Consider the following 25,082-nt stretch of genomic DNA (forward strand, 5'->3'; position numbering starts at 1 on the left):
CGCATTATCATCATTGTTGAGCCATTGCCGGGTCTGCGGAGAGCGTCGGCGCGGCGCGTTCAGGGCGTCGGGGTACAAACGACGCTATCCAGGCCACCAGCGAAGTGAGCGCGCGGAAAACCACCTTCACCGACGGCGGCGAAAACTCCGCCAGGTGACGATAGCCACGGAAGCCCAGCTTGAGGATATCCAGCAGGCTTTCCATCGGCTTATCTTCCGGGAAGCTATCCTGCCAAAGCGCCCACGTATCAGCGCGGGCAAACGTACACTGCACAAAATCGATATGCTGCTGGTTGGTTAACGGCAGCAGCTGGAGCCCCACTTCGCTGCCGTTGACCCGCGCGACCCTGACCGGGAAGGCATACTCCTGCTGTCCCCGTTTGAGCAGCAGCCTGGCGTTCTGGCCTTCCAGCACCTGCGCGTCGCCGTTAATTTTGATCCCCAGTCCGCCGTCGGAATAGTCGTGGACGGTGCAGGAGAACAGGTGACCATCTTCGCGGGCGATAGCCGCCGGCATGCTCATTTCGACACGGTGCGAACGGCGAACCTGCTTGCTTTCAACCGAGACCGCCACCGCGCCGCCAAGAATAATCAGGTTGTAGAATACCCAGACAATACTCACCCAGACGGTGAGGATTTCATTTTCCGGGCCGTACATGAAGCGCCAGATCCCCACCGCGACGCCGACCAGATTGAGCAGCACCAGGTAGATATAGGGCCGGGAGATCACCCAGTCGACATACTCCTCTTCCACCAGCCCGCCCTTCGCGGTGACGTTGAACTTGCCTTTATGCGGGTTGATCAGCGCCACAAAAGTGGGCGGCGCGATATACCAGGCCAGCACCGTCTCGTAAATTTCACTCCAGAACGAATGGCGATATTTGCCCTGAATCTTCGAGTTGGTCAGGCTGGCGTGGATCATGTGCGGCAACACGAATAGCGCGATCATCAGCGCTGGCGCATAAATGATATAGGCATGGAGCAGCAAAAAGGCCAGCGGCGCCGTGAGGAAGATGAGGCGCGGAATACCGGAGAGAAAGTGAAGCATGGCGTTGGCGTAGCAGACGCGCTGCACCAGCTTCAGGCCTTTGCCAAACAGCGGATTATCGAGGCGGAATATCTGCACCATCCCGCGCGCCCAGCGGATGCGCTGGCCGATATGCGCGGATAAACTCTCCGTCGCCAGCCCCGCCGCCTGCGGAATACGCATATAGGCGGAGGTATATCCCCGCCGGTGCAGACGCAGCGAGGTGTGGGCATCTTCGGTCACCGTTTCGACGGCTATCCCGCCAATTTCATCCAGCGGGCCGCGGCGGATAACGGCGCAGGAGCCGCAGAAGAAGGTGGCGTCCCACATGTCGTTCCCGTCCTGCACCAGGCCGTAGAATAGCGTCCCTTCGTTCGGCGTTTTGCGAAAACGACCAAGGTTGCGCTCAAAGGGATCGGGCGAGAAGAAGTGGTGCGGGGTCTGCATCATCGCCAGCTCTTTCTCTTTCAGAAACCAGCCCATGGTCATCTGCAGAAACGAGCGCGTCGGCACATGGTCGCAGTCAAAGATCGAGACGAACTCCCCTTTGGCATATTTCAGCGCATTATTGATGTTGCCGGCCTTGGCGTGTTCGTGGCTGGTGCGGGCGATATAGTGCACCCCAACATCTTTGGCAAACTGGCGAAACGCTTCCCGTCCGCCGTCGTCGAGGATCCAGATGTTCAGCTTGTCCTTCGGCCAGTCGATGCCCTGCGAGGCGTAAATGGTGTTTTTCACCACGTTGAGATCTTCGTTATAGGTGGGGACGAAGATGTCCACGGTTGGCCACAAATCCATGTCCTCCGGCAGCGGCACCGGCTGGCGATTCAGCGGCCAGACCACCTGGAAGTAGCCCAGCACCAGCACCACCCAGGCGTAGGTCTCTGCGAACAGCAGAATGATCCCGCACACCAGACTTACCGGGTCGTTCCAGTTCAGCGTCGAGGTATAGCGCCACCAGATATAGCGGCACGACACCGTCAGCGACAGCACGATCAGCATCAGCGCCGAGAAACGGCCCGGGATGCGTCGCACCAGCAGCGCCACGCCCCACAGCAGCATCAGGAAGATAAACTGCGACAGCGGGTTAAAGGGCTGCGTAATACACATCAGCGCCAGCACCAGCGAGCAGAAGGTCACCCCCCCAAGGATCGCCCGGCGCAGTTTAGGATTGAGGTGCGCCAGCTCTTTCTGTTTATCCAGATGGCCGGTGCGGGCGTTCATCTGCTCAGGCAATTTTTCCAGCCACTGCGTATAGCGACCGTGCACCCCTTCCAGCGCCGCCAGCGAACGCCAGTTGACCTTTTTCTCCGGCTCCGGCACGCGCGTCGTCAGTAACCACAGGGATTGCAGCAGGTAGCGCAGCGGATCCAGCGGACGCGGGCGATGCGGATTTATGTGGGGAAAATAGGTTTCATGGCGGGCCAGAATCGCCTGCCAGCGCGGCGTCTCCAGCGGCATCAGCGCCCAGACCAGCGACGCCCACAGACAGCCAAGCGACGCCGACAGCCACGAAGCGCCGTGCTGCCGATAGTCATCATAGCGCGCACGCAGCCGCTCCCCCACCGGCGGGGCCAGCAGCAGCGTACTGAGGCGGATCATGCCGCTCTCCCGGCGGAATAGTGGATCAGGCACCAGTTCGCCAGGGTCAGCACCTCTTCCGCCGCCAGCGAATCCTGACGATACTCCCCGAGAGGTTGTTTCGCCGCCAGGCACTCGGCCATCGCCTCGTCGCGGTGAATCGTCACCGGCAGGATGCGCGGCTGGCTCTCCAGCCACAGCTGGTAGAGATCTTCCTGCAGTTGGCTGCCGACCCGCAGATCGTTAATCAGAATATCGCCGTTGGCCGGGAGGGGCTGCTGGTGTAGACGGATATGGCTATTGGCGTCGGGATGAACCACCACCAGCGAGCGATCGCAAAGCGTCAGCAGCTCGCGGGTCAACGGCGAATAACCCGCCGGCAGATCCAGCAGCAGCCAGCGGTACTGGCCCTGTAGCTGCTGTACTGCCTCCGCTATCGCCCCCAGGGTGGGCTGCAGCTGGTCGACATTTTCTCTTTCGCCGGCGCTGAGCTGGCCAAACGGCAGTAGATCGATATGCTGCGTATAGCGCAAGCCCGCGTCACGCCAGTCCCGGCCGTCGAGCAGCGCCCGCGCCCAGCCGTCCTGATGATGGATATCGGTATTAAAGAAAAAGCGCAGCATATTATCCGGGCTGGCGTCGATCGCCAGCACGCTTTCACCGAGCAATTGCAGGGCCCAGGCGAGTGCAGCCGTAATGGACGTGACGCCAGTTCCCCCGCGCACGCCCTGTAATCCCAGAATAGCCATCTCCGGCTTCCTTATTTTTTCTCTGCAAACTCTGCCAGCAGCGGCCAGCGCTTCAGCGCCGCGTTCAGCTGTTCGCGCCTGGAAATATCATGATAATCAATATCCGGCAGGGAAAATGCCCGGCTAAGCGCCAGAAAATCATTTTGAAAGGTGTACCCCAGCGTGGCGTCCGTGGGTACCGCAGGATCTTTTGCTGGCATATCTCTGTCCGTTCGAAATTTATTATTAAACCAGAGGACGTATACAGCTCATCCTTAAAAGCAGGTGTACATGCTAAAACTGATGACCTTTAATTTCAATGTTAGGTTTACTCTGTCGGTTTCGCTAGTAAACTTATTCAGTGTCAATCAGGGCGCACGAGGGATGCCGTGGATAATGTATTTACTTTGGGTATTTCATCATTATGGGATGAAGTGTGCCATATGCCGGTCGGCGGAGTATGGTGGCTCAACGTCGACCGTTATGCCGATGCCGTCAGCCTGTTTAATCAGACGCTGGCCGCGCAGGCGAAAAACAGCCACGTTGCCGCGCTGGTTATGGGAAACAAACCCAAGGATATCATTTCCTTAGATCATACTCACGGTCCGGATAATATCGCGCTGTTCACCCTGCCGAATCGCCCGCAGGCGCTGGAGGAAATACACCGCGATTTAGTCTGCTCCCTCGAACCTGGCAATTATTTGTTTATTCTGCTATGCGCTGAAAATGCCTGGCAAAATATAAATAATGAAAAGTTATGCGCCTGGGTAGAAAAGACCAGCCGCTGGGCGCAATATCACCGTTGCGCGTTCTTAGCGATCAATTCCGCGCAGGAAATCGATCGGCAGCTGACTCCCTTATTACGTGAGTACCGCTCCCTTTCCGGACTGGCAAGTATTCGTTACCAGGGCGACCGGCATATCTTTGATATTGCCTGGTGGGGAAGCGATAAGGGTATCAGCGCCCAACAGCAGCTGATGGTGCAACATGATGACGCTGGCTGGCGATTAGCGCAGGACGCTGAAACCAGCGTGCAGCCGCGCAGCGACGAAAAAGCGATCCTCAGCCATGTGCGCGTGCTGGAAGGCGCCCCGCCGCTGTCGGAATACTGGACGCTGTTTGACACCAACGACGAGGTCTTCAACGCCGGGCGCACCGCGCAAGCGGCGACGATCCTCTTCTCCATTACCCAAAATACGCAAATTGAACAGCTGGGCCGCTATATTCATACCCTGCGTCGCCAGCGCGGTACGGCGCTGAAAATCATCGTCCGTGAACAAACCCCGAGCCTGCGCGCGACCGATGAGCGGCTACTGCTCAGCAGCGGCGCCAGCCTGGTGATCCCCAGCAGCGCATCGCTCTCCCGCTGCCTGACGCTAATCGAAAGCGTACAGAACCAAAAGTTCTCCCGCCATATCCCGGAAGATTTTGCCACCCTGCTGACCTGGAGCCAGCCGTTAAAGCTGCGCGGCTACCAGAAGTGGGATGCCTTCTGCGAAGCGGTGCACAACGTGATGACCAATACCCTGCTTCCACCCGACAGCAAAGGCGTGATGGTGGCCCTGCGCCCGGCGCCGGGGCTGCGCGTTGAGCAGGCGCTGACGTTATGCAAACCTAACCGAATGGGCGACATCATGACCATCGGCAATAACCGGCTGGTGCTGTTTTTGTCGTTTTGCCGGATCAATGACCTCGATACCGCGCTAAACCACATTTTCCCGCTGCCGACCGGCGATATTTTTTCTAACCGTATGGTGTGGTTTGAGGACAAGCAAATCCTCTCGGAAATCGTAATCATGCGCGGCGTCGAGCCGGCGCGCTGGAACACGCCGCTGCCTCTCTCAGTCGGTAAAAACGAGACCATTAACGCCACTCACGATGGACGCCACTGGCGACGCTACCCCGAACCACACCGGTTAACCACCCGCGAGGAGCAAGCCTGATGATGTCTCTCGCCGATATTCTGCAACTGGTGGTGCTCTGCGCCCTGCTGTTTTTTCCGCTGGGCTACCTGACGCGCCACTATCAGCGCCGGATCCGCACGACGTTAAGACTGATGTTCTTTAAACCCCGTTACGTGAAACCGGCAGGGGTATTACGCCGGGGAACAACGGTTAAGCAAGGCAAAGCGAACAAATGACAAATAAAAAAACGACCGCGGCACCGCTTCCGCTCTGGCAGTACTGGCGCGGCCTTGGCGGCTGGAACTTCTACTTTCTGGTCAAGTTTGCCCTGCTGTGGGCCGGGTATCTCAATTTCCATCCGATGCTGAACCTGGTATTTCTCGCCTTTCTGCTGGTGCCGATCCCGCGCGAAAAGCTACACCGTATCCGCCACTGGATCGCTATTCCGCTGGGATTCGCTCTGTTCTGGCACGATACCTGGCTGCCCGGGCCAGAGTCGATTTTTAGCCAGGGGTCGCAAATCGCCGGCTTCAGCGCCAGCTATATTTGGGATCTGATTGTCCGCTTTATCAACTGGAGCATGGTTGGCGCCTTCTTTGTTTTGCTGGTGCTATGGTTGTTTATCAGCCAGTGGCTGCGCGTCACCGTGTTTGTCTCGGCAATGGTCGTCTGGCTGGCGGTCAGCCCGCTGCTGCCGGCCTTTACCCTATGGCCCTCCGGTCAGCCCACCACGGCCGCCGCCACGACCGCACAGGCCAATACCGGGGCCAACGCCGCCGCTGGCGCCGCGTCCAGCCCCGCCAACAGCGATATTCCGCCGCAGACCGAGCCGCCGACCTCAGCCAACCTGACCAACTGGCTGAACGCTTTCTATGCCGCCGAGCAGAAGCGCAAGACGCCGTTCCCGGACCAGCTGCCGGCGGATGCGCAGCCGTTTGACCTGCTGGTGATCAACATCTGCTCCCTCTCCTGGTCGGATATTGAAGCCGCCGGTCTGATGGATCATCCGCTATGGAAGCACTTTGATATTGTCTTCAAAAACTTTAACTCCGCGACCTCCTACAGCGGCCCGGCGGCGGTGCGCCTGCTGCGCGCCAGCTGCGGCCAGCTGTCGCATACCAACCTGTATCAGCCTTCCGGCGCCGACTGCTACCTGTTTGAAAACCTGGCGAAGCTCGGCTTCAACCAGCAGCTGATGCTCGGCCATAACGGTCTGTTCGGCGACTTCCTGAAAGAGCTGCGTTCGCTGGGCGGCATGCAGAGCCCGCTGATGGACCAGACCGGTCTGCCGGTCAGCCTGCAGGCGTTTGACGGCTCCCCGGTGTATGAGGATCTGGCGGTCCTCAACCGCTGGCTGAAGACCGAAGAGGCCAGCAGCAATCCGCGGAACGCCACCTTCTATAACACCCTGCCGCTGCATGACGGCAACCACTTCCCGGGACAAAGCAAAACCGCAGACTACAAAGTGCGGGCGCAGAAGCTGTTTGATGACCTGGATAACTTCTTCACCGAGCTGGAGAAATCGGGGCGGAAAGTGATGGTGGTGGTGGTGCCGGAACACGGCGGCGCGCTGAAGGGCGATAAGATGCAGGTATCTGGCCTGCGCGATATTCCAAGCCCGTCGATCACTAACGTCCCGACGGCGGTGAAATTCTTCGGCATGAAGGCGCCGCATGAAGGGGCGCCGATTATCATCGATCAGCCCAGCAGTTATCTGGCGGTGTCGGAGCTGGTGGTGCGCGCCCTCGACGGCAAAATGTTCAGCGAGGACAGCGTCAACTGGCAGCAGTATGTCGCCAACCTGCCGCAGAGCGCGGCGGTGTCCGAGAACGCCAACGCCATCGTCATCCAGTATCAGGGCAAGCCTTATGTCCAGCTGAATGGCGGTAGCTGGGTGCCTTATCCGCAATAAGCGACAAGGCCGCCTATGTTGGCGGCCTTACATCGTGAGACGTTCCCATTCCACCTTCTCAGCCCGCAGGCATACGGGCGGGGAAGGCGGCAAATCAATCACCGTATTTAGCGCTGATCCTGTTTCGCCAGCCAGACCAACAGCTTGAGGCTGGCAGAGTAATAATCATCCTTGTCGTCAATCTGCGGCGCCTCCTGCGGTTCACCCAGCGTCAGATCGCGCACCGCCAACAGGCCGCCGGCCATATACCAGGGGGCCACCTCGTTGGTGCTGACGTTGATCCACGCCGGGGTTTGCAGGCGCGGGTAACTCTGCATCCAGGCCTTCCAGGGCGCGAGCAAGGCGCTGTGCGGATCGGCCCACGAGAGATACAGCGGGATACGGATCGCATCGAAACTCATCCGCGGCGGCCACTCTTTGGCTGGCAGCATCTTGCCATCCGCCCGCAGCGCCACCCAGTCGCTGGGTAGATGTGATTTCCCCCAGCCCATCTGCCCCAGCAGCGCCTGTCCGTCGCTCTGCAATGTCCGCCAGGCGGTGAGATGCGTCCGCTCCGCGAAGGCGCGCCAGGCCGGGAAGATGAAATAGGAAGGGTTAAGGTTCAGGTGATCATTGAGGTTGAACCCTTTCACGCCCGGGAGCATCACCTGGCGACCGGCGAAAGTCACCACCGTAGACTTCAGCAGGGCGGCGGTGATGGCGTCAGAGGCAATCGCATAGCGCTTATCCTGCCACTGCTTTTGCGCGCGCAGCAGCGCCCAGGCGATCAGGGTATCGCCATCGGAGGCGTTGTTTTTATCGGCGATAGGGTCCGGCGCCACCGGGTTATAGCGCCAGTAAAACAGCCCGTTAGACTTGTTGCGCAGAGTGTTGTCCGTCCACTGCCACAGCTTGTCGAACGCCGGACGATCGTTATTCGCCACCGCCAGGAGCATGGCGAAGCCCTGACCTTCCGTATGCGACACATTGCCATTGGCGGTATCAATGATACGACCATCCGGCATCATAAAACGGGCCTTATAGCGCTCCCAGGCCGTATCCGCCCACGCCCTGGGCACCAGCATCACTACCGTTGTCACTATCACCGCCACTAAAGCACGCAGGGGCATAAATTCACTCTTTATGGATGGTAGTAGAGAAACTGAACGTCAGAGACGGAGAACACCCGCTCACGCTGCAGTATCACGTGGGCACTGCCTCCCTGACTCTGCAGCCAGCGAGAATATAACCCCTCGAGTATGGCACAGAACGCGTTGCACCAGCGCACGCGCCCCGCTTCGTCGCGGCTGACCGGCAACGCCTGATGGCGCAGGCGCAGGCCGTCCTCACCGACATCGATGGTCACCACGCCCCAGTGAAAATGAGTCAGCAGCCGGTTGATATTGGCCTCCAGATCCCCCACCGTCTCCGACGCCGGCAGCGGATGGGTCTCCGCCAGCGAGGCGCCCATCTGACGCAGGAAGGGCTGGCTTTCCAGCTCGCCGGCATTATTTAGCATACCTTCGATCATAATAATCAACAGATCGAACCATCCGGCAGGCGTCTGCTGCTGCTGAAACCAGGTCATCACCACCGGGTTATTGTTCTCCGTCATCATCAATGATCTCCTAACATATAGCGAATATAGAGCCCGGCGGTGCTTTCGTTATAATCCCCGAAGGTGTCATAGCCAATCTGGCCCCCCAGGGTCATTTGTTTGTTGACCTTGTAATCCGCCCCGGCGCGCAGGGTATACCCTATGCCGCTCTTCGAGGTCGCGGAGTAGTAGGCTTCCTTGGCAAACCCATTGCTCACCGCCGTCTCCAGGGTCTGCTGCCACTCCGAATTGGTCGGGAAATAGGCGCTCTTATCCTGACTGTAAGACTGATAGCCCACCGAGCCGCCGAGCTTCATGGTCCAGTTATCATATTTCTCCGTCAGACTGACCGGCAGCGATACGCTGACGTAGTTTTGCGGACTAAAGTAGCCCCCCTGACCATAGGTGAAGTAGCTGAGGTTTTTGGAGTAATCCATATAGCTCATGCTCAACCCGGCCTGCAGCTGGCGGTATTCGTCATGGTAGGGACGAAGATAGACCCCGGCATTGGCGTTGATACTGGTGTTGCTGGCGACGTTCTGCCCCAGATAGCTGTATCCACCGCCGCCGACATAGAAGCCCGCGTCGCCGTCGTCATAGCTCAGCTGCAGGGTGCCGCCGTTTTTCGTCACCTGCCCCCAGGTTTTCCCGGAATAGGCGTCTTTCAGACCCACGTAGGAAAGCAGGCTGTCGGTTAGCGAGCGGCGTTCGCCGGTGAGGATCAGCGACAGATAGTTGGTCAGCTTGGGCGACCATTTCACCCCGCCGACTACGGTATTAAGATCCTGGCCCAACGGCGTGCTGCCGATATCGACCCGGTAATCGTCACCGCTTAACGCCAGCGCCAGTTCGACGCCATTGGCCTTCTGCGAATCGGTCGAGCCGCTGGTCTGGTCAACGTTCGGCTTGCGGCTGGACGAAGAGAGATAGCTGGCCACCTGCCCCGCATCATAGCTCCCGAGCTTCGCCAGGTTTTCCATCCCGCTGCTGGTGGTCGGATTGAAATCTGCCGCGTTCAGGGTGCCGAGGCCGCTTAACGCCTCGGCCCCTGGATTGCTGGCGAAATAGGCCGTCCGCTCCGCCTCGGTCATCGAGGCGATCGCCGCCTGCTCGCTGGTGGCGGTACTCACCATGTTGGAGACCGCGTTAGCCAGCGGGTTGGCGCCGTAGCGACGCCAGGCGTCGCCGCTGGCAGTCCCGGCGTTCAAAGACACCGGGGTGACGGTAAAGTCAAAGCGCGAGTCGCCAAACGGCGAGGATGACCAGGTCAGCGGCGTCCGGAGCTCCGTCAGCTTGCTGGTGCCCGATTCGCCGTCGCGTCCACGCACGTCCATTCCCCCCTGCAGCCAGCTGCCAGTTTTCTCCTGCAGCGACTCCATCATGGTGTCCACCTGACGCAGCATCCGCGTCTGGGCGGTGTCCACCGGCAGATCGGTGCGCTGGATCCCCGGCAGCGTGGAACCAGGCGCGGCGGCCGACTGGGCAACCTGCCACGGCATGTACTGCCCGTAGGCGGAGGCCGTCCGCGTCGGCGCCGACGTTTGCGACACGCCGATAAAGGGGTTATCCGCCGCCAGCACCCCGCCGACGGTCGGCGTTTCGCTACTGTTGGTGCTTTGCATGCCCAGCAGTTTGCCGCGGGCGCTGCGCAGATAGGTCATCGCCTGCTGATGATGTCCCTGGGCCTCCGCCACTCTCGCCAGCAGCAGCAGGCGATCCGGGGAGTTATCCTGGCGCAAACCGCCGGCCAGCTGTTCAGCGCGATCGTTGTTCCCCGCCGACAGCGCCACGTCGATGGCCCCGGCGCGCGCATCCTGGTTCGGCGTATCGCGCGTCATCAGGTAGTCATAGACCACCCCGGCCTCTTTGTTCATTTTGCCGCTCTGGTACAGCCGCGCCATGGCGAACATCAGATCGGTATTTTGCGGATCGCTTTGCATAGCGCGGATCAGCTTGTCATACGCCGCAGCGTAATTGCCCTGCTCGCGCAGGCGGTCGGCTTCGTTGATCACATAGCCATTGCGAATGCTCGCCAGCTGCGTCGGCGTACTGCTGGCCTGCAGCTGCGGATTGCTGATCAGGTTCTGCGCCTCGCCGGTCAGCCCGGCCTGATTCAGGACGGCGATCTGATCGGCGTAATCCCCGGCATTGCCGGATACGCCGCTGCTGATATTGTTGCGCACCAGCGAGACCGCGGTGGTCAGGTCGCCGCTCTCGGCCAGCAGACGCGCCAGCTTGCCGGCGTCCGCCGGGGCTTTTGGCGGCGTGGAGGCCATCGCCCGCAGGGTATTGCTGGCGGCGATGGTATTGCCCTGCGCCAGGTAGTTTTCGGCCGTCACCAACTGCAGGTTGTAGTTCACCCGCTGGCGCAAATCGCGCATGTCGCTGGTCTGGCTGCCGCCGGGAATGCGCGCCAGCAGCGTCTGCGCCTGCTGCCAGGCGCCGTTTTCGCTGGCAAACAGGGCGGCGGCATACAGCGCACTGTTGCTGGCGCCGGGGCGATAGGCCGCCGACATCAGCGAAGAGGCCTCGCTGCCGTTACCCGATTTTTGCAGCAGCCGGGCCAGGTCGAGGCGCAGCCAGGGATCGTCCGGATAGCGGGCGACGCCTTCGCGCAGGGTGGCAATGGCGCCGGCTGGGTTACCGCTGCTGACCTGCGCCTGGGCCTGACGGCGCAGGGCATCGCCCGGCATACCGGCCACCACCCGCGGCTGCAGTTTTTGCCGCAGGCTCTGCGGGAGCGTCTGCAGCATCGCCTGCGCCTCGGCGGATTTATTCTGCTCGCGCAGCACGTAATAGAGATTTTCCCGCGCCGCCGCGTTCTGCGGATCGTCATTTAACAGTGAGCGCAGCGTTTGCTCCGCCTGGGGCAAATCTTTGTTGTGCCGCAGCACATCGGCGCGGAACAGCTTCGCCGAGGCGCCCTGCGCCCCGCTCTGCTGCGCCAACGGCGCGGAGAGCGCCAGCGCCTGGCTGATATTGCCCTGCTTATAGGCCTGCTGGGCCTGCGCCAGCTGGCCGTAGAACAGCGCATCGGCCGCCTGCTGACGACGGGTCGCCGAGGCGTCGCCGCCGAGGTCCGCGGCCCGGCTCAGATACTGCGACGCGGCCTGGTAGTCGCCGCTGCGCTGGGCGATATAGCCCATGCCCGCCAGCGCATCGGCATCCTGGGGGTTAGTCTGCAATACCTCTTCAAACTGCTGCTTCGCGCCGGCGGTATTGCCGCTGTTGAGGTTGGCGTAGCCCTGGCCGCGCGCCTGACCGCTGCGCCGTTCGCGAAAGTAATTCTGAACTTCGCTGTCCTGGGGATGCCGCTGCATCCAGGTGTCGTAATACTGCTCATCCCCGGCCTGCGGGCCCAGCCAGAGCAGCGCCTGGCGCAAGCCGCTGTCCGCCTCTTTATTGCCGCTGGCCATCGGCTCGAGCAGGGCGATCCCTTCCCGGCGAGTCTCTTCCCGCCAGGTTAACGCTTTGCCCAACGCCACCCGCGGGGCGTTCTCCTGCGGATGCTGCGCCACGTACTGGCGCAGCTCGCTGATAGCCTGCGGATAGAGCGATTTGTCGCTGGCCATGGTCAGGTAATATTCCGCCGCCAGCCCGGCAGGCGGCGTATTGCCATTGAACATGCTGCGCCAGGTCGCCAGCGCCCCGGGGATATTGCCTCCGCGCGCCTGCTGGCGGGCCAGGCTGAGCTGGCCCTGCGGCACCTGCGACATCTTTTTGGCGTTGTCCAGATCCTGTAATCCCGGGCTGTCAGGGGCCGCTTTCGCCAGCCGCGCGCGCCACTGCGCCGCCGCCTGCATATCGCCGCCCTGCTGCGACCAGAGCGCCATCAGATACAGCGCCTGGGTGTTGTTGGCATCCACCGAGAGCACCTTCTGCAGGGACTCCATCGCCAGCTCGTCATGAGATTTCTCATGCCAGTAGTTGGCCTGAGCGAACAGCGCCTGTAGCGCCGCGTCGTTCCCCGCCGCCAGCGCGCCGCCCGAGGCAGCGAGAGTCAACGCGCCGGTGAGGCAGAACGTGGTAAGCCGACGGGAGGTCTTCATCGTTATTATTATTTTTCTTTTCATTGGTTATCCCCCGAACCCAGACGCTTACGGGCGTGACGTTTAAACATCGCGGTCAGCGCCAGTCCCATTATCGAGGTGGCAATCAGCCCCAGCACCGCCAGGAAACCTGAGTGCTGGCTGGCATACCAGACCGCCATCATGTACCACGGCATCTGACCGCTGGGGAACGGCGTACTCACCTGGAAGCTGCGCACCCCGTTATCGCTGGTGATCACCGCGGTATCGCCGCGGATCCCGGCGTTAATGCGCGGCGATTCCAGATCGGTCTTCAGTCGCGCCAGCTGGTCATCATTGCTGGCCAGCGCCACCACCACCAGGCGGGTGGAATTCCACGGCGAGCGATAGCTGATGAACCCGCGCCAGGCGCTGCTCGACGAAAAGTAGCGATCGGCGTCGAGGCTGGCGGAAGTCCAGTCGCCGGTGAGCCGGCGCTGGACTTTTTGCCACAGGTCTGGCTCGCGGACGCTCAGCACATTATCTACCGGGCGATAGGGTGAGTCGGCCAGCAGGCTCTGGTTAAAGGCCTGCTGATCGAGAGCGGTGACCGCCAGCACGTCACGTTCACGCAGCGACTGCAAATCCCCCCCGCCGGTGGGCATCCCGAGCACGACGCGGTTATTCGCCAGCGCGGTGCCGGTCGCGTTCCCGGAGCGTGCCGCCAGATTCAGCAGGGTCGCCACCTGGGTTTCAGACGGGTCCGCCGGCAGCAGAAGGGTCGTCTGCGAATAGTCCGCCAGCCGCGAGAAGGGGAACGAGGCGCCGACAAAGTAGGAGAGATTGGGCAACAGCGAGAAGTGACGCGTCTTGCTCAAATCGATCCAGGAGTCGTCAGTGATCCGGCTCTTGATATTGTTATTCAGCAGCACCGAACACGGAACATCGTCCTTCGGCACCACATTGAAGTACATCGACAGCTGGTTATCGCCGTAAATCAGGTAGGGCGCCAGCGGGATGGTAAAGCGCTCCTGGCGCGCATCGCCCCCGAGGTAGCGCCAGACTTTCTCCAGCGGCCCCTGCTTGTTCATCGGCAGGTTGTTGAGGAAGGTGCCGTTGAGCGTGACGCTCAGCAAGGACTTGTCCTCATTAATCCAGCTTTCCGACGGGAAGCGGTAGCCAACCTGTAGCGGAATGGTCTCTCCATCCCACAGATAGAGATCGGGCGCGGCGCGGAAGGCGATACGTAAAGGTTCGTGCCAGACGCCGCTGACGGTCGGGCTTTGATCCTTACGCAGCAGCTCGCTGAGCTTGACCGGACGATCGGTGGGGATCCAGCGCGGGGCATCATATGCTTTGCCAACCGGGATGGTCTGCGGTTCGACATCCAGCGTCGCGGTTTGCGGCGCAAAGTTGCCGCGGGTTAACCGCCAGGCGGCCATGCGCAGCGCCGTATCGTTTTTGCCGACAATCAGCAGCAGTTTATAGGCCGGATTGGCGGGGTTGGCGATGATGCGCAGCAGCGGCTTATCGGTTTCCGGCAGCATCATGCCGCCCACCTGCTCCCCCGGATGGCCAATCACGATGCCGTGGCGTTCCGGCAGACGGTCGCGCAGAGCGCTGAAGGCGATGCCGCGATAGTCCGCCTGGATACCCAGCCAGGAGGAGATCAGCGCCGCGGCGCTGAAGACGTCCGCCGACGGCTTGGCCCCATAGGCGACCGCAATGTCCGCCGGGGTCATCTGCATGCTGTCAAAGAAGGGCCGCGGGAAGTGGCTCAGGTCGTCGCTGATGTTCAGCTGCTGGCTTTCCCAACTGAAATGCGACGTGGGCAGCACCGTCACGCGCGACGTATCATGAATGTCACGCTGGCACTGCAGGGTATCGCCATCGTTGATCTTCACGCTCAGGTTATTGCTGGAGACCATCAGCGCGGGCGGAATATCCAGCTGATAATGGGAGACATCCTCGCCATCGGCGCCCAGCGGCAGCGTGCCGAGCGGTTGACCGTTGAGCATCAGCTGCAGGGTGGCGTTGCGGCTCGCCATCTCCGGCGATACGCGAACGGCAAGGCTGAGCTGCGAATGGATCACCACCTGATCGGCAGGCAGGGTAAAGCTGACCCCACCCTGTCGCTGGCCGCCGCTGAGGATAATCCCGTCCGGCATCCCCATCTGCGCCAGATTCAGATCGCCTCCCCAGACCGGAGCGACAGGAATGACCTCCGGCGCGGCCGTGCCGCTCACCGGCGGGGGTAAGTCCGGCATAACCGGCGCAGGGGCCGTCGCCACCGCATCGCCGGCGGTGGCGGGGGCTGCCGGAGAGGCGCCCTCCTCCGGCGAGGCAGCCGGAGGTTCGTCGCCTGGCTCGCTGTCCGCCGCGTCGTTGAGCTGCGGGAAGCTCAGCGGGGCAGCGGAGCCGGAGCCCGGTTCTTCACTGTGTAGCGCAGGCGCAGAAAGCATCCCTGCCAGCAGCGCCAGCGTGGTTAATCGCTTCATAACGTCCCATCCTCCTGCGCCGTTTTCGCCACTGTTGCCCGATTGCGCTGGCTGCGACGGGTTTTCCACGTCAGCCAGAACAGTTCGAACACGCAGCGTAAAATGGTGAAGAAGGAGCGGAACGGGTTATCCTGCGGGCGCGGCGGATTAATCCACGCATCCGCGCGGGCCAGCACCACGCGCACCAGTTCACGGCGGCGCGAAAGCGGAATATCTTCATCAAACTTGAGGCGCAGGAAGCGCTCGTCAGAGGTGACCAGCTGGGCCGGAATCGAGATAGCCCCGGACTGCAGGATCAGCTCAATCTCTTCGATGTCATCCTCCAGATGGCGATTATCAAGCGCGACCACGCGGCAGCCGCCCATCGACAGATCCGCGGTATGGCTGCGCGAGACGATGCCGCTGGCGTAATGGATCACCACCGGAATGTCGACATCGATACGAATGGTTTTTCGCACCTGCCGCGTTTCGCGCGCCACGGCAATCGCCGCCAGCAGGAAGATCAGACTGTAGATCCCCCACCCGACGTTGAGGGCGATAACGTTGGGATCCGAGCCAAAGTAGTCATGGCCAATCGCCCGGACGATGCCGACCACCACCCCCAGGGCCAGCAGGCAGGCCACCACCAGGTGCGGGCGCACCACGGTGAAATCGAAGTAGCCGACGTCCAGCAGGCCGCCCTTATCGGTGACGTTGAACTTGCCGCGTTTAGGGAAAATCATCGTCACCAGGGTCGGCAGCACCAGGTGGAAGGCCAGCACAATATCGTAAATTTCCCCCCAGAAGCTGTAGCGATAGCGGCCGTTCATTCGCGAACCGACGTAAATAGCGAGGAACAGGTGCGGCAGGGCATAGGAGACGATCAGGCTCGCCGACGAGTAAATAATATTGAGGTTAAACAGCAGGTAAGCCAGCGGGGCGGTGACAAACACCACCCTGGGCAGCGCGAACTGGTAGTAGAGCATGGCGCTGAGATAGCACAAGCGCTGCTGAAAAGTCAGCCCGCGGCCAAACAGCGGATTATCGACGCGGAAAATCTGCGTCATCCCGCGCGCCCAGCGGGTACGCTGGATGACGTGCACCACCAGGCGTTCAGTAGCGAGGCCTGCGGCCAGTGGGATATCGAGAAAGGCCGACTTCCACCCCAGACGCTGAAACTTCAGCGCCGTATGAGCATCTTCGGTCACCGTTTCGACGGCGAAACCGCCGATCTGCGCCAGCGCCTCGCGACGGATCACCGCGCAGGAGCCGCAGAAAAAGGTGGCGTTCCAGTTGTCGTTCCCCTGCTGAATCGGGCCATAGAACAACATCCCTTCGTTGGGAATGTTGCGTCCGACGGAGAGGTTACGTTCAAACGGGTCCGGGGAATAGAAGTAGTGCGGCGTCTGCACCAGAGCCAGCATCGGGTCTTTCAGGAAACCGCCGACGGTGGCCTGCAGGAAGACGCGCGTGGCGACGTGGTCGCAGTCGAAAACGCAGATAAGCTCCCCCTGAGTCAGGGTCAGCGCATGGTTAAGGTTCCCCGCTTTGGCGTGCTTGTTGTCATTGCGGGTGATATAGCCCACCCCAACGTCGGCGGCGAAGACGGCAAACTCGCTGCGCTTACCGTCATCCAGAAGATAGATTTTCATTTTATCTTTTGGATAATCAATGCATTGTGCCGCCAGGACGGTATCGCGCACCACCTCCAGCGGTTCGTTATAGCTCGGAATATAGATATCGACCGTCGGCCACTTACTCATATCATCCGGCAGCGGAACAATGCCGCGCTTCAGCGGCCAGACCGTCTGCAGATAGTTAAGCAGTAGCATCACCCAGATATAGACTTCCGCCAGAAAGAGTCCCATGCCGAGAATAGCTTCAATGGACGAGTTGAAGTGCAGGGTCTGCGTGAGGCGAAAATACATGTAACGGGTGGACATCAGCAGCGACGTGACGACCATAATGACCGATACGCTGCGGCGCTTGCTGAAGCCCATCAGAAAGAGAATACCGATACTTAACAGACCAAAAATATACTGCTTTTGGCTGTCCATCGGCGTGATCACCACCAGCACGGCGACGGGTGACAGCACCAGCGCCAGCAACCAAAAAAGAGATTTTTTCATTCAGCAGCCCTGCAAAAAGTTAACGCCCTGACATGCGTGGCTGGCTGTGCACCGTGCCATCGCCAATATGAATACCCAACAGCGAAGATATTTTTTTAGCCATGATTTCAATATCGAAGGCCGCTGCCGAGGAAGCGTTAAAGTCCAGGATCGACTTCTGCGAGGCATTGGCCTCCACCACGCTTTCATCACGATGGATCACGCCAAGCAGTCGCTCGCCCAGTTTCTCTTCCATCAGGCTGGTGACGTCCCGGCTGACCTGGCGACGGCTATCGCTTTGGTTAATGACGAAATAGTGCCCGTGCTTATGATTCAGCGCCGCGCCGGTCAGGCGCTGCTTTTCTACGTGCGCCAGGGTCGACATCGAGGCGGTATCCGCCAGCAGCGGGATAAGATGCAGGTCCGCCAGCCCCGTCAGCGCCTTTAGCGCGGGCGAAGGTCCAGGGGGCATATCGGCGATGGTGATAAGCCCGGGATAATTAAGCAGCGCGGACAGACCGCGCTGGAGGAAATGGTCATTATGGGTCAGTTGCTCATCAAACGCCTGACGCTGCGCCTCGCTCACTTCGCCATATGGCAGGACGAAAATATTACTGCCGGCGCTCAACACGCACTGGCTCCAGTCGTGCAGCTCCAGCGCCTTCGCCACATAGCCCCGCTCATCGTTCAGCGGTACGCCAAAATGCAAACGCAGCGCGTTCTGGACATCAAAATCCAGCGCCAGAACTTTGCTGCCCGTCCGCGCCAGCGAATAGGCTAAATTGGCCGCCAGGGTCGTTTTCCCTACGCCGCCTTTCGGTGAACAGACGCAAATCAACGGCATGTCGCGATCCTTTCCAGAAGTGATTTCAAAGGCTGGTCTTTATTTTTCGCCACCGGCTCCGCGCTTTTCGCGGCGAACAGGTGGGCATAGTTCTCGGCGGCGGGCGCGGGTCGGGGGGCCATTCTCGGCGGCGGCGCCATGGCCGGTTCCGACGCCGGAATTGAAGGCGCAGGGGTCGGCGCAGGCTCCTGCCTGACCGGATCCGGTGCGGCTGCGGCGGTCTCCACGACCGGCTGGGGGGTAGCAGGCGCGGCCGAAGCGGCAGACACAACAGGATCAGAGGTTGGCGCCGCTGCTACGGCCGCCTCTACCTGGCGGAACAGATCCGCGGGCACCGACTGCGGCAACGGCGCGGAGACCGAGCCTCCCAGCGCCAGAGAAGAGGGTTTCTCGGCGCCGGGATTTAGCTGATTGAGGATCGCCCAGTCGCCGTGTTCCCGCGTGGCGGCTTGCGAAGAAAGATCCTGAAAGTTGAGGTTTTGCGTCCGCGTTTTTTCTTGAAAGCGCTGCAGATCATCATAATGGTTCATTGATAACCTCATGATTTTAAAAATTTCATATTAAGTTTGTTGTTATTTTCTGGGTATATTAAAAATATCGTGACGCTTCTGGGATGGCAGATAACGCGCCGATGGTGACGTACCAATACACACGATTGACAGGGTTATAATAGTTTAGAATTTGATTTTCGGGATGATTCCACGGCAGAAGTATCGCTACACTAACATTTCCCTTGCAGAAGGGTAGCCCCATTTTTTAGGTATGCGTACATCCTTAACTTCCCGCAATCACCACGCTTCCCAGTCGTTTTTATATAAAAGTATTAGGTCATGATGAAATCATAGCGTCAGATCAGCGAAAGAATAAACCTGAACCATTTTAATTTCTCTTTAATTCTATAAAAATGGACTGAAAGGCTTATTTTTTCGGATAATCTACGAAGAATGCTCTGAGAGCGTGACATAAACTGCGGCAATATGCGTAAGCGCCAGGTTTTATCCACGGCGGGAGAGAAGCTCCCGGCCATGGGACCGGGAGCGCGCCATCAGGCGTGGGACTTTTGCGGATTCTCATCCTGGTCGACGGCAAAGCAGGCCACCAGCTGGCCGCCGTAATCCTTCAGCTGCGGCTGGAGCTGAGTGCAGGGGCCAAAGCGACGGCGACAGCGCGCGTTAAAGGCGCAGCCCGGTGGCGGATTTAGCGGGCTCGGCAGTTCGCCGGTCAGCTTGATCCGCTCGCGCCGGTCGTCTGGGTTCAGACGCGGCGTCGCCGACAGCAGCGCCTGGGTGTACGGATGACGCGGATTGTTGAAGATCTGGTCTTTGGTGCCCTTCTCCACGCAGCGGCCGAGATACATCACCATCACTTCATCGGCGATGTGCTCGACGACCGACAGGTCGTGGGAGATAAACACGTAGGACAGCCCTAAATCCTGCTGCAGATCCATCATCAGGTTCAGCACCTGGGCGCGTACCGAAACGTCCAGCGCGGAGACCGGCTCATCGGCAATCACCACATCTGGATCCAGCATCAGCCCGCGAGCAATAGCGATACGCTGACGCTGACCGCCGGAGAACATATGCGGGTAGCGATCGTAATGCTCGGTTTTCAGGCCCACTTTCGCCATCATCGCCAGCGCTTTTTCACGCCGCTGCTCTTTGCTCAGGCTGCTGTTAATCAGCAGCGGCTCCTCCAGAATCTGCCCCACTTTTTTACGCGGGTTCAGCGAACCATACGGGTTCTGGAACACAATCTGGATTTTTTGCCGCCGCAGCTTCTGCGCCTGCGGGTCGTGCTTAAGCAGATCCTGCCCCTGATAATAGAGCTCGCCGCCGGTGGGGATCTCAATCATCGTCAGCAGACGACCGAGGGTCGATTTGCCGCAGCCCGACTCCCCCACTACCGCCAGCGTTTTACCGCGCTCAAGGGTAAAGGAGACGCCGTCCAGCGCCTTCACCAGCCGTTCCGGGGCGAATAACCCCTTCTTCACCGGATAGTGTTTTTTCAGATCAATGGCCTGCAACAGCGGTTGTGGCGTGGCGGCCTTTTGCGTACTCATAATCCAGGCCTCCCGGCATCATCGAGTGGGTAGTGACATTTAGACTGGCGGCCGCCGGTCAGATCCGCGAGCGCCGGCTCTTCGCTACGGCATTTATCCGTGGCATAGGGGCAGCGCGGATTAAGCAGGCAGCCGTTGGGACGGTCATATTTCCCCGGCACCACGCCCGGCAGCGAGGCCAGACGCGCTTTATCCTGGGCGAATTCCGGCAGCGCGCGCAGCAGCGCCTGGGTATAAGGATGGCGCGGCGCGCGGAAGATATCTTTCGCGTCACCGGTCTCCACCACCTGACCCGCGTACATAACGATAATTTTATGCGCGGCTTCCGCCACCAGCGCCAGGTCGTGGGTGATCAGCACCAGCGCCATATTCTCCTGCTGCTGCAGATCCAGCAGTAGCTCAATGATTTGCGCCTGAATGGTCACGTCCAGCGCGGTGGTCGGTTCATCGGCAATCAGTAGTTTTGGCCGACAGGCAATCGCCATCGCGATCATCACACGCTGGCTCATGCCGCCGGAAAGCTGATGCGGATAGACGTCCAGCCGCGAGGCCGGATCGGGAATGCCCACCAGGTTCAGCAGGTCGATGGCCCGCTGGCGGCGGGTTTGCTTATTACCACCCTGATGGACCTTAATCGCTTCCATAATCTGGTAGCCGACGGTAAAGCACGGGTTGAGGCTGGTCATTGGATCCTGGAAGATCATCGCCACTTCCGCCCCCACCAGCTGGCGCCGCTCTTTTTCAGAGATGCGCTGCAGATCGCGGCCGTTAAATTCCAGTTTGTCCGCCATCACCCGGCCGGGATAGTCAATCAGCCCCATAATCGCCAGCGAGCTGACGGATTTACCGGAGCCGGACTCCCCGACGATACCGACCACTTCACCCTGCTTCACGCTATAGCTGATGCGGTCTACGGCGCGGAACGGCGCGTTTTCATCGCCGAAATGCACCGATAATTTATCTACATTCAATAACGCCATCTCGAACCTCTTACTGCTTCAGTTTGGGATCGAGCGCGTCACGCAGACCGTCACCCATCAGGTTAAATGCCAGCACCGTCAGCAGGATCGCCACGCCCGGGAAGGTGACTACCCACCAGGCGCTTTGCGCGAACTGCAACACGTCGGAAAGCATGGTGCCCCACTCCGGCGTCGGCGGCTGCGCGCCCATGCCGAGGAACCCCAGCGCTGCCATGTCGAGAATGGCGTTGGAAAAGCCCAGCGACGCCTGAACGATCAGCGGCGCGAGACAGTTAGGGAGAATATTAACGAACATCTGGCGCATCGCGCCGGCGCCCGCTACGCGGGAGGCGGTCACGTAGTCACGGTTGACCTCCACCAGCACCGCGGCGCGCGTGAGACGCACATAGTGCGGGAGCGCCACGAAGGTTAGCGCCAGCGAGGCGTTGACGATGGAGGGCCCGAAGATTGCCACCAGCACCAGCGCCAGCAGCAGACTCGGCAGCGCCAGCATAATATCGACGACGCGCATGATGATTGAGTCCACCACTCCGCCGAAATAGCCCGCCACCAGGCCGAGCACCACGCCGAGGATCAGCGACAGAACCACCACCAGGCAGCCCACCAGCAGCGACAGGCGGGCGCCGTACATCAGGCGCGACAGAATATCGCGGCCCACGTCGTCGGTGCCGAGCAGATGCGCCATGCTGCCGCCGTCCTGCCAGAACGGCGGCGCCAGCAGCGAATCACGGAACTGATCCGCCGGGTTATAGGGGGCGAGGAAGTTGGCGAATACCGCGATGACGATCATCACCACCACGTATACCAGCCCGACGACCGCCCCTTTGTTGCGTTTGAAATAGTGCCAGAACTCCTGCAGCGGAGTCATGGGTACCGGCGCAGCGATAACTTTATTTTCAGTAACTTGTGACATGATGGCCCCTTACTTCTTATGCCGGATACGCGGGTTCACCACGCCGTACAGCAGGTCGACCAGCAGGTTGACGAGGATAATCATCGTCGCCACCAGCAGCACCCCGCCCTGCACCACCGGATAATCGCGACGCTGCAGCGCGTCGATCAGCCAGCGACCTAAACCAGGCCATGAGAAAATGGTTTCCGTCAGGATGGCGCCCGCCAGCAGGGTGCCCACCTGCAGACCAATCACCGTGACCACCGGCAGCATCGCGTTACGCAGCGCGTGGATCACGATCACCCGCATCCGGGTCAGGCCTTTGGCGCGCGCGGTACGGATATAGTCTTCGCCAAGCACTTCCAGCATCGACGAACGGGTCATACGTACAATCACCGCCAGCGGGATGGTGCCCAGCACGATAGCGGGCAGGATCATATGCATTAAGGCGTCAATAAAGTCGCCCTGCTCGCCCCAGATGGCGGTGTCGATCAGCATAAAGCCGGTCAGCGGCAGGGTATCGTCAAGGAATACCGTATCGCTGATGCGCCCGGAGACCGGCGTCAGGTTCAGCTGTACCGAAACCAGCATAATCAGCATCATGCCCCACCAGAAGATAGGCATTGAGTAGCCGGTCAGCGCCAGGCCCACCGCGGTGTGGTCAAAGATGGAGCCGCGTTTTACCGCAGCCAGCACGCCCACCGGAATGCCGACGGCGACGGCGAAGATCATCGCGCAGACGCCCAGCTCAAGGGTGGCTTTAAAGCGCGGGACAAACTCCTGCCACACGGGAATGCGGCTTTTCAGCGAGATGCCTAAATCGCCGTGCAGCACGCCCCAGATATAGTGGGCATATTGCTGCCACAGCGGCTTATCAAGGCCCATTTCGGCCAGCAGCTGCGCGTGACGTTCGGGGGAAATACCACGTTCGCCCGCCATAATCATCACCGGATCGCCGGGGATCATATGGACGAAGGCAAAGGTGAGAAGGGTGATACCGATAAATGTCGGGATGACTAGTCCCAGACGTCGGAGAATAAACTGCAACATAACCCGGATTCTCTCTAGTGACGCCCCGCCTGGCGACAGGGCGTCTGTATTGCTCACAAAAGCATTCCCCGGAATAGCGGGAATACGCCCCCCGCCTCTCCCACGCGGGGAGAGGGGGTCAGGCATCGTGCTTATTATTCGACAGAGACGTTATCGAAGTGGTGTTTGCCCAGCGGGTCCACCACATAGCCTTTGACTTCTTTACGCACCGGCTCATAGACGGTGGAGTGAGCAATGATCAGCGCCGGAGCCTGGTCATGCATCACTACCTGAGCCTGTTTGTACAGTTCAATACGCTTGTTGTGGTCGTCGGTAGCGCGGGCCGGCTGAATAAGATCTTCAAACGGCTTATAGCACCAGCGCGAGTAGTTGGAGCCGTCTTTCGCCGCGGCGCAGCTGAACAGGGTCGCGAAGAAGTTATCCGGATCCCCGTTGTCGCCGGTCCAGCCCATCATCACGCTCTGGTGCTCGCCCGCTTTCGCCCGCTTCAGATACTCGCCCCACTCGTAGGTGACGATCTTGGCCTGGACGCCAATCTTGGCCCAGTCAGCCTGAATCATCTCCGCCATGCGGCGGGCGTTCGGGTTGTACGGACGCTGTACCGGCATCGCCCACAGATCGATGGTGAAGCCTTTTTCCAGGCCCGCTTCTTTCAGCAGCTGCTTCGCCTTCTCCGGATCGTAGGTGTAGTCCTTAACGTCGTCGTTATAGCCCCACATGGTCGGCGGGATCAGGTTCTTCGCCGCCTGGCCTGCGCCCTGGTAAACCGCTTTGATGATCGCTTCTTTGTTGACCGCGTAGGTCAGCGCCTGACGTACTTTGACGTCGTCCAGCGGTTTCTTCTCGGTGTTAAAGGAGAGATAACCAACGTTCAGACCCGGCTGTTCCAGCAGGGTAATGTTCTTATCTTCCTTCATGCGCGCGATGTCCGCCGGGTTCGGGTACGGCATCACCTGGCACTCGTTTTTCTGCAGCTTGGCATAGCGCACGGAAGCGTCCGGGGTGATGGAGAAGACCAGACGATCGATCTTCGGCTTGGTACCCCAGTAGCCCGGGAAGGCTTTATACAGAATGCGGGAATCTTTCTGGTATTGCAGCAGCTGGAATGGGCCGGTACCGATAGGATTGAGATCCACTTTTTCCGGCGTGCCGGCTTTCAGCATGTTGTCAGCATACTCTTTCGAAAGAATGGAGGCGAAGTCCATGGCCAGATCAGCGAGGAACGGCGCTTCCGGACGGGTCAGGACGAACTGGACGGTATTATCGTCCACTTTCTTCACTTCGCTAATCAGGTCCGGTAAGCCCATCCCTTCAAAGTATTCATAGCTGCCGCCAGAAACTTTATGGTACGGGTTATTAGTATTCTTCTGGCGATCGAAGGAGAACACCACGTCATCGGCGTTCAGGTCACGGGTTGGTTTAAAGTCTTTATTATCCTGCCACTTCACACCCTGACGGAGGTGGAAAGTATAGGTTTTGCCATCCGCACTGACTTCCCATTTCTCAGCAAGTCCTGGAATAACTTCCGTCGTACCGGTTTTAAATTCGACCAGGCGGTTATAGATCGGTACGGAGCTGGCATCATAGGTGGTGCCAGAGGTGAAGAGCTGTGGGTTAAATCCTTCCGGCGAGCCTTCAGAACAATAAACCAGGGTTTTCGCTTGCACGCTGGCGGCGACGGTCATGGCGACCAGGCTCAGACCAAGCTTCAGCATCCCTGATTTCTTCAAGGAAATACTCATTATTCTGCTCCAAAATTGTGATGTTGTTTGCATATATCCGCCGGACCTTTATTTATTTTTTACCCGGTCCGGTCGGTGGTGCCCGAAGGCGTAGAGAGAGATGGGGATTCCTTTCGCAAAAACGACTGAGTTGCAGTACGGATTCTCCATGAAATGCCCCTCATGCCCTACAATCTGTCAACAGAATGGGGAAAC

General features: G+C 59.8%; 18 protein-coding genes and 1 pseudogene. 3 read left to right on the top strand and 16 right to left on the bottom strand.

Going from position 1 to position 25,082, the window contains the following annotated elements:
* Positions 1-10: 10 nt before the first annotated feature.
* Genes bcsA (KHQ26_RS06865) through bcsR form a run of 3 tightly spaced genes read right to left on the bottom strand, consistent with a single transcriptional unit; the run spans position 11 to position 3,557 of the window.
* Positions 11-2,629 carry a UDP-forming cellulose synthase catalytic subunit gene (bcsA, locus tag KHQ26_RS06865; protein WP_002921508.1) on the bottom strand — a complete coding sequence of 873 codons (2,619 nt, stop codon included), beginning with the start codon at positions 2,627-2,629 and terminating at the stop codon, positions 11-13.
* Complete coding sequence (bcsQ, locus tag KHQ26_RS06870; protein WP_002921510.1) at positions 2,626-3,357, bottom strand: cellulose biosynthesis protein BcsQ; 732 nt, start codon at positions 3,355-3,357, stop codon at positions 2,626-2,628. The genes bcsA (KHQ26_RS06865) and bcsQ overlap by 4 nt, the downstream gene beginning before the upstream one ends.
* Positions 3,358-3,368: 11 nt before the next feature.
* Complete coding sequence (gene bcsR, locus KHQ26_RS06875) at positions 3,369-3,557, bottom strand: cellulose biosynthesis protein BcsR (protein ID WP_002921513.1); 189 nt, start codon at positions 3,555-3,557, stop codon at positions 3,369-3,371.
* Positions 3,558-3,725: 168 nt separating this feature from the next.
* On the opposite strand from bcsR, the gene bcsE reads away from it, so the two are divergent.
* From bcsE to bcsG, 3 genes are read left to right on the top strand one after another with little or no spacing between them, the layout of a single operon-like run.
* The gene (bcsE, locus tag KHQ26_RS06880; protein ID WP_004173945.1) at positions 3,726-5,279 is read left to right on the top strand and encodes a cellulose biosynthesis protein BcsE; all 1,554 of its coding nucleotides are present in this window, start codon (positions 3,726-3,728) and stop codon (positions 5,277-5,279) included.
* Entirely contained in the window at positions 5,279-5,476 is a 198-nt protein-coding gene (gene bcsF / locus KHQ26_RS06885; RefSeq protein ID WP_002921518.1) for a cellulose biosynthesis protein BcsF, read from the top strand. Before bcsE ends, bcsF begins: the two co-directional genes overlap by 1 nt.
* Positions 5,473-7,152, top strand: coding sequence for a cellulose biosynthesis protein BcsG (gene bcsG / locus KHQ26_RS06890; protein ID WP_004173944.1), 1,680 nt, complete (start codon positions 5,473-5,475; stop codon positions 7,150-7,152). The genes bcsF and bcsG overlap by 4 nt, the downstream gene beginning before the upstream one ends.
* Positions 7,153-7,259: 107 nt before the next feature.
* Here bcsG and KHQ26_RS06895 read toward each other — a convergent pair whose 3' ends face one another.
* The 13 genes and pseudogenes from KHQ26_RS06895 to dppA form a co-directional block, all read right to left on the bottom strand.
* Positions 7,260-8,261, bottom strand: a complete 1,002-nt coding sequence (locus KHQ26_RS06895; protein ID WP_002921526.1) for a glycosyl hydrolase family 8 — start codon at positions 8,259-8,261, stop codon at positions 7,260-7,262.
* Between the two features lie 11 nt (positions 8,262-8,272).
* On the bottom strand, positions 8,273-8,749 hold the full coding sequence (gene bcsD / locus KHQ26_RS06900) for a cellulose biosynthesis protein BcsD (protein WP_002921529.1): 477 nt from the start codon (positions 8,747-8,749) through the stop codon (positions 8,273-8,275).
* Positions 8,749-12,801 (bottom strand): cellulose biosynthesis protein BcsC, encoded by a 4,053-nt coding sequence (locus tag KHQ26_RS06905; RefSeq protein WP_029496956.1) that lies wholly within the window; start codon positions 12,799-12,801, stop codon positions 8,749-8,751. The genes bcsD and KHQ26_RS06905 overlap by 1 nt, the downstream gene beginning before the upstream one ends.
* Positions 12,798-15,233 carry a cellulose biosynthesis cyclic di-GMP-binding regulatory protein BcsB gene (gene bcsB / locus KHQ26_RS06910; RefSeq protein WP_004215309.1) on the bottom strand — a complete coding sequence of 812 codons (2,436 nt, stop codon included), beginning with the start codon at positions 15,231-15,233 and terminating at the stop codon, positions 12,798-12,800. The genes KHQ26_RS06905 and bcsB overlap by 4 nt, the downstream gene beginning before the upstream one ends.
* Entirely contained in the window at positions 15,230-17,341 is a 2,112-nt protein-coding gene (gene bcsA, locus KHQ26_RS06915; protein ID WP_050484911.1) for a UDP-forming cellulose synthase catalytic subunit, read from the bottom strand. The genes bcsB and bcsA (KHQ26_RS06915) overlap by 4 nt, the downstream gene beginning before the upstream one ends.
* A 19-nt stretch (positions 17,342-17,360) precedes the next feature.
* Positions 17,361-18,153 (bottom strand): annotated as a pseudogene (locus tag KHQ26_RS06920) (cellulose synthase operon protein YhjQ/BcsQ).
* Between the two features lies 1 nt (position 18,154).
* A complete protein-coding gene (locus tag KHQ26_RS06925) occupies positions 18,155-18,694 on the bottom strand; it encodes a cellulose biosynthesis protein BcsO (protein WP_004173939.1) in 540 nt (179 codons plus the stop codon).
* Between the two features lie 317 nt (positions 18,695-19,011).
* The gene (locus KHQ26_RS06930; RefSeq protein ID WP_004145206.1) at positions 19,012-19,191 is read right to left on the bottom strand and encodes a hypothetical protein; all 180 of its coding nucleotides are present in this window, start codon (positions 19,189-19,191) and stop codon (positions 19,012-19,014) included.
* Between the two features lie 18 nt (positions 19,192-19,209).
* Positions 19,210-20,223: a dipeptide ABC transporter ATP-binding subunit DppF gene (dppF, locus tag KHQ26_RS06935; protein WP_002921784.1), complete on the bottom strand. Its 1,014-nt coding sequence runs from the start codon at positions 20,221-20,223 to the stop codon at positions 19,210-19,212.
* Positions 20,220-21,203 (bottom strand): dipeptide ABC transporter ATP-binding protein, encoded by a 984-nt coding sequence (dppD, locus tag KHQ26_RS06940; RefSeq protein WP_002921785.1) that lies wholly within the window; start codon positions 21,201-21,203, stop codon positions 20,220-20,222. The genes dppF and dppD overlap by 4 nt, the downstream gene beginning before the upstream one ends.
* A gap of 10 nt (positions 21,204-21,213) precedes the next feature.
* Positions 21,214-22,116 carry a dipeptide ABC transporter permease DppC gene (gene dppC / locus KHQ26_RS06945; RefSeq protein WP_004145207.1) on the bottom strand — a complete coding sequence of 301 codons (903 nt, stop codon included), beginning with the start codon at positions 22,114-22,116 and terminating at the stop codon, positions 21,214-21,216.
* A 9-nt stretch (positions 22,117-22,125) separates the two neighbouring features.
* Positions 22,126-23,145, bottom strand: coding sequence for a dipeptide ABC transporter permease DppB (gene dppB / locus KHQ26_RS06950; RefSeq protein ID WP_002921786.1), 1,020 nt, complete (start codon positions 23,143-23,145; stop codon positions 22,126-22,128).
* Between the two features lie 134 nt (positions 23,146-23,279).
* On the bottom strand, positions 23,280-24,887 hold the full coding sequence (gene dppA / locus KHQ26_RS06955; RefSeq protein ID WP_002921789.1) for a dipeptide ABC transporter periplasmic-binding protein DppA: 1,608 nt from the start codon (positions 24,885-24,887) through the stop codon (positions 23,280-23,282).
* Between the last annotated feature and the right edge of the window lie 195 nt (positions 24,888-25,082).

The sequence above is a fragment of the Klebsiella sp. 10 genome, from assembly GCF_018223925.1.
Lineage (GTDB): Bacteria > Pseudomonadota > Gammaproteobacteria > Enterobacterales > Enterobacteriaceae > Klebsiella > Klebsiella pneumoniae.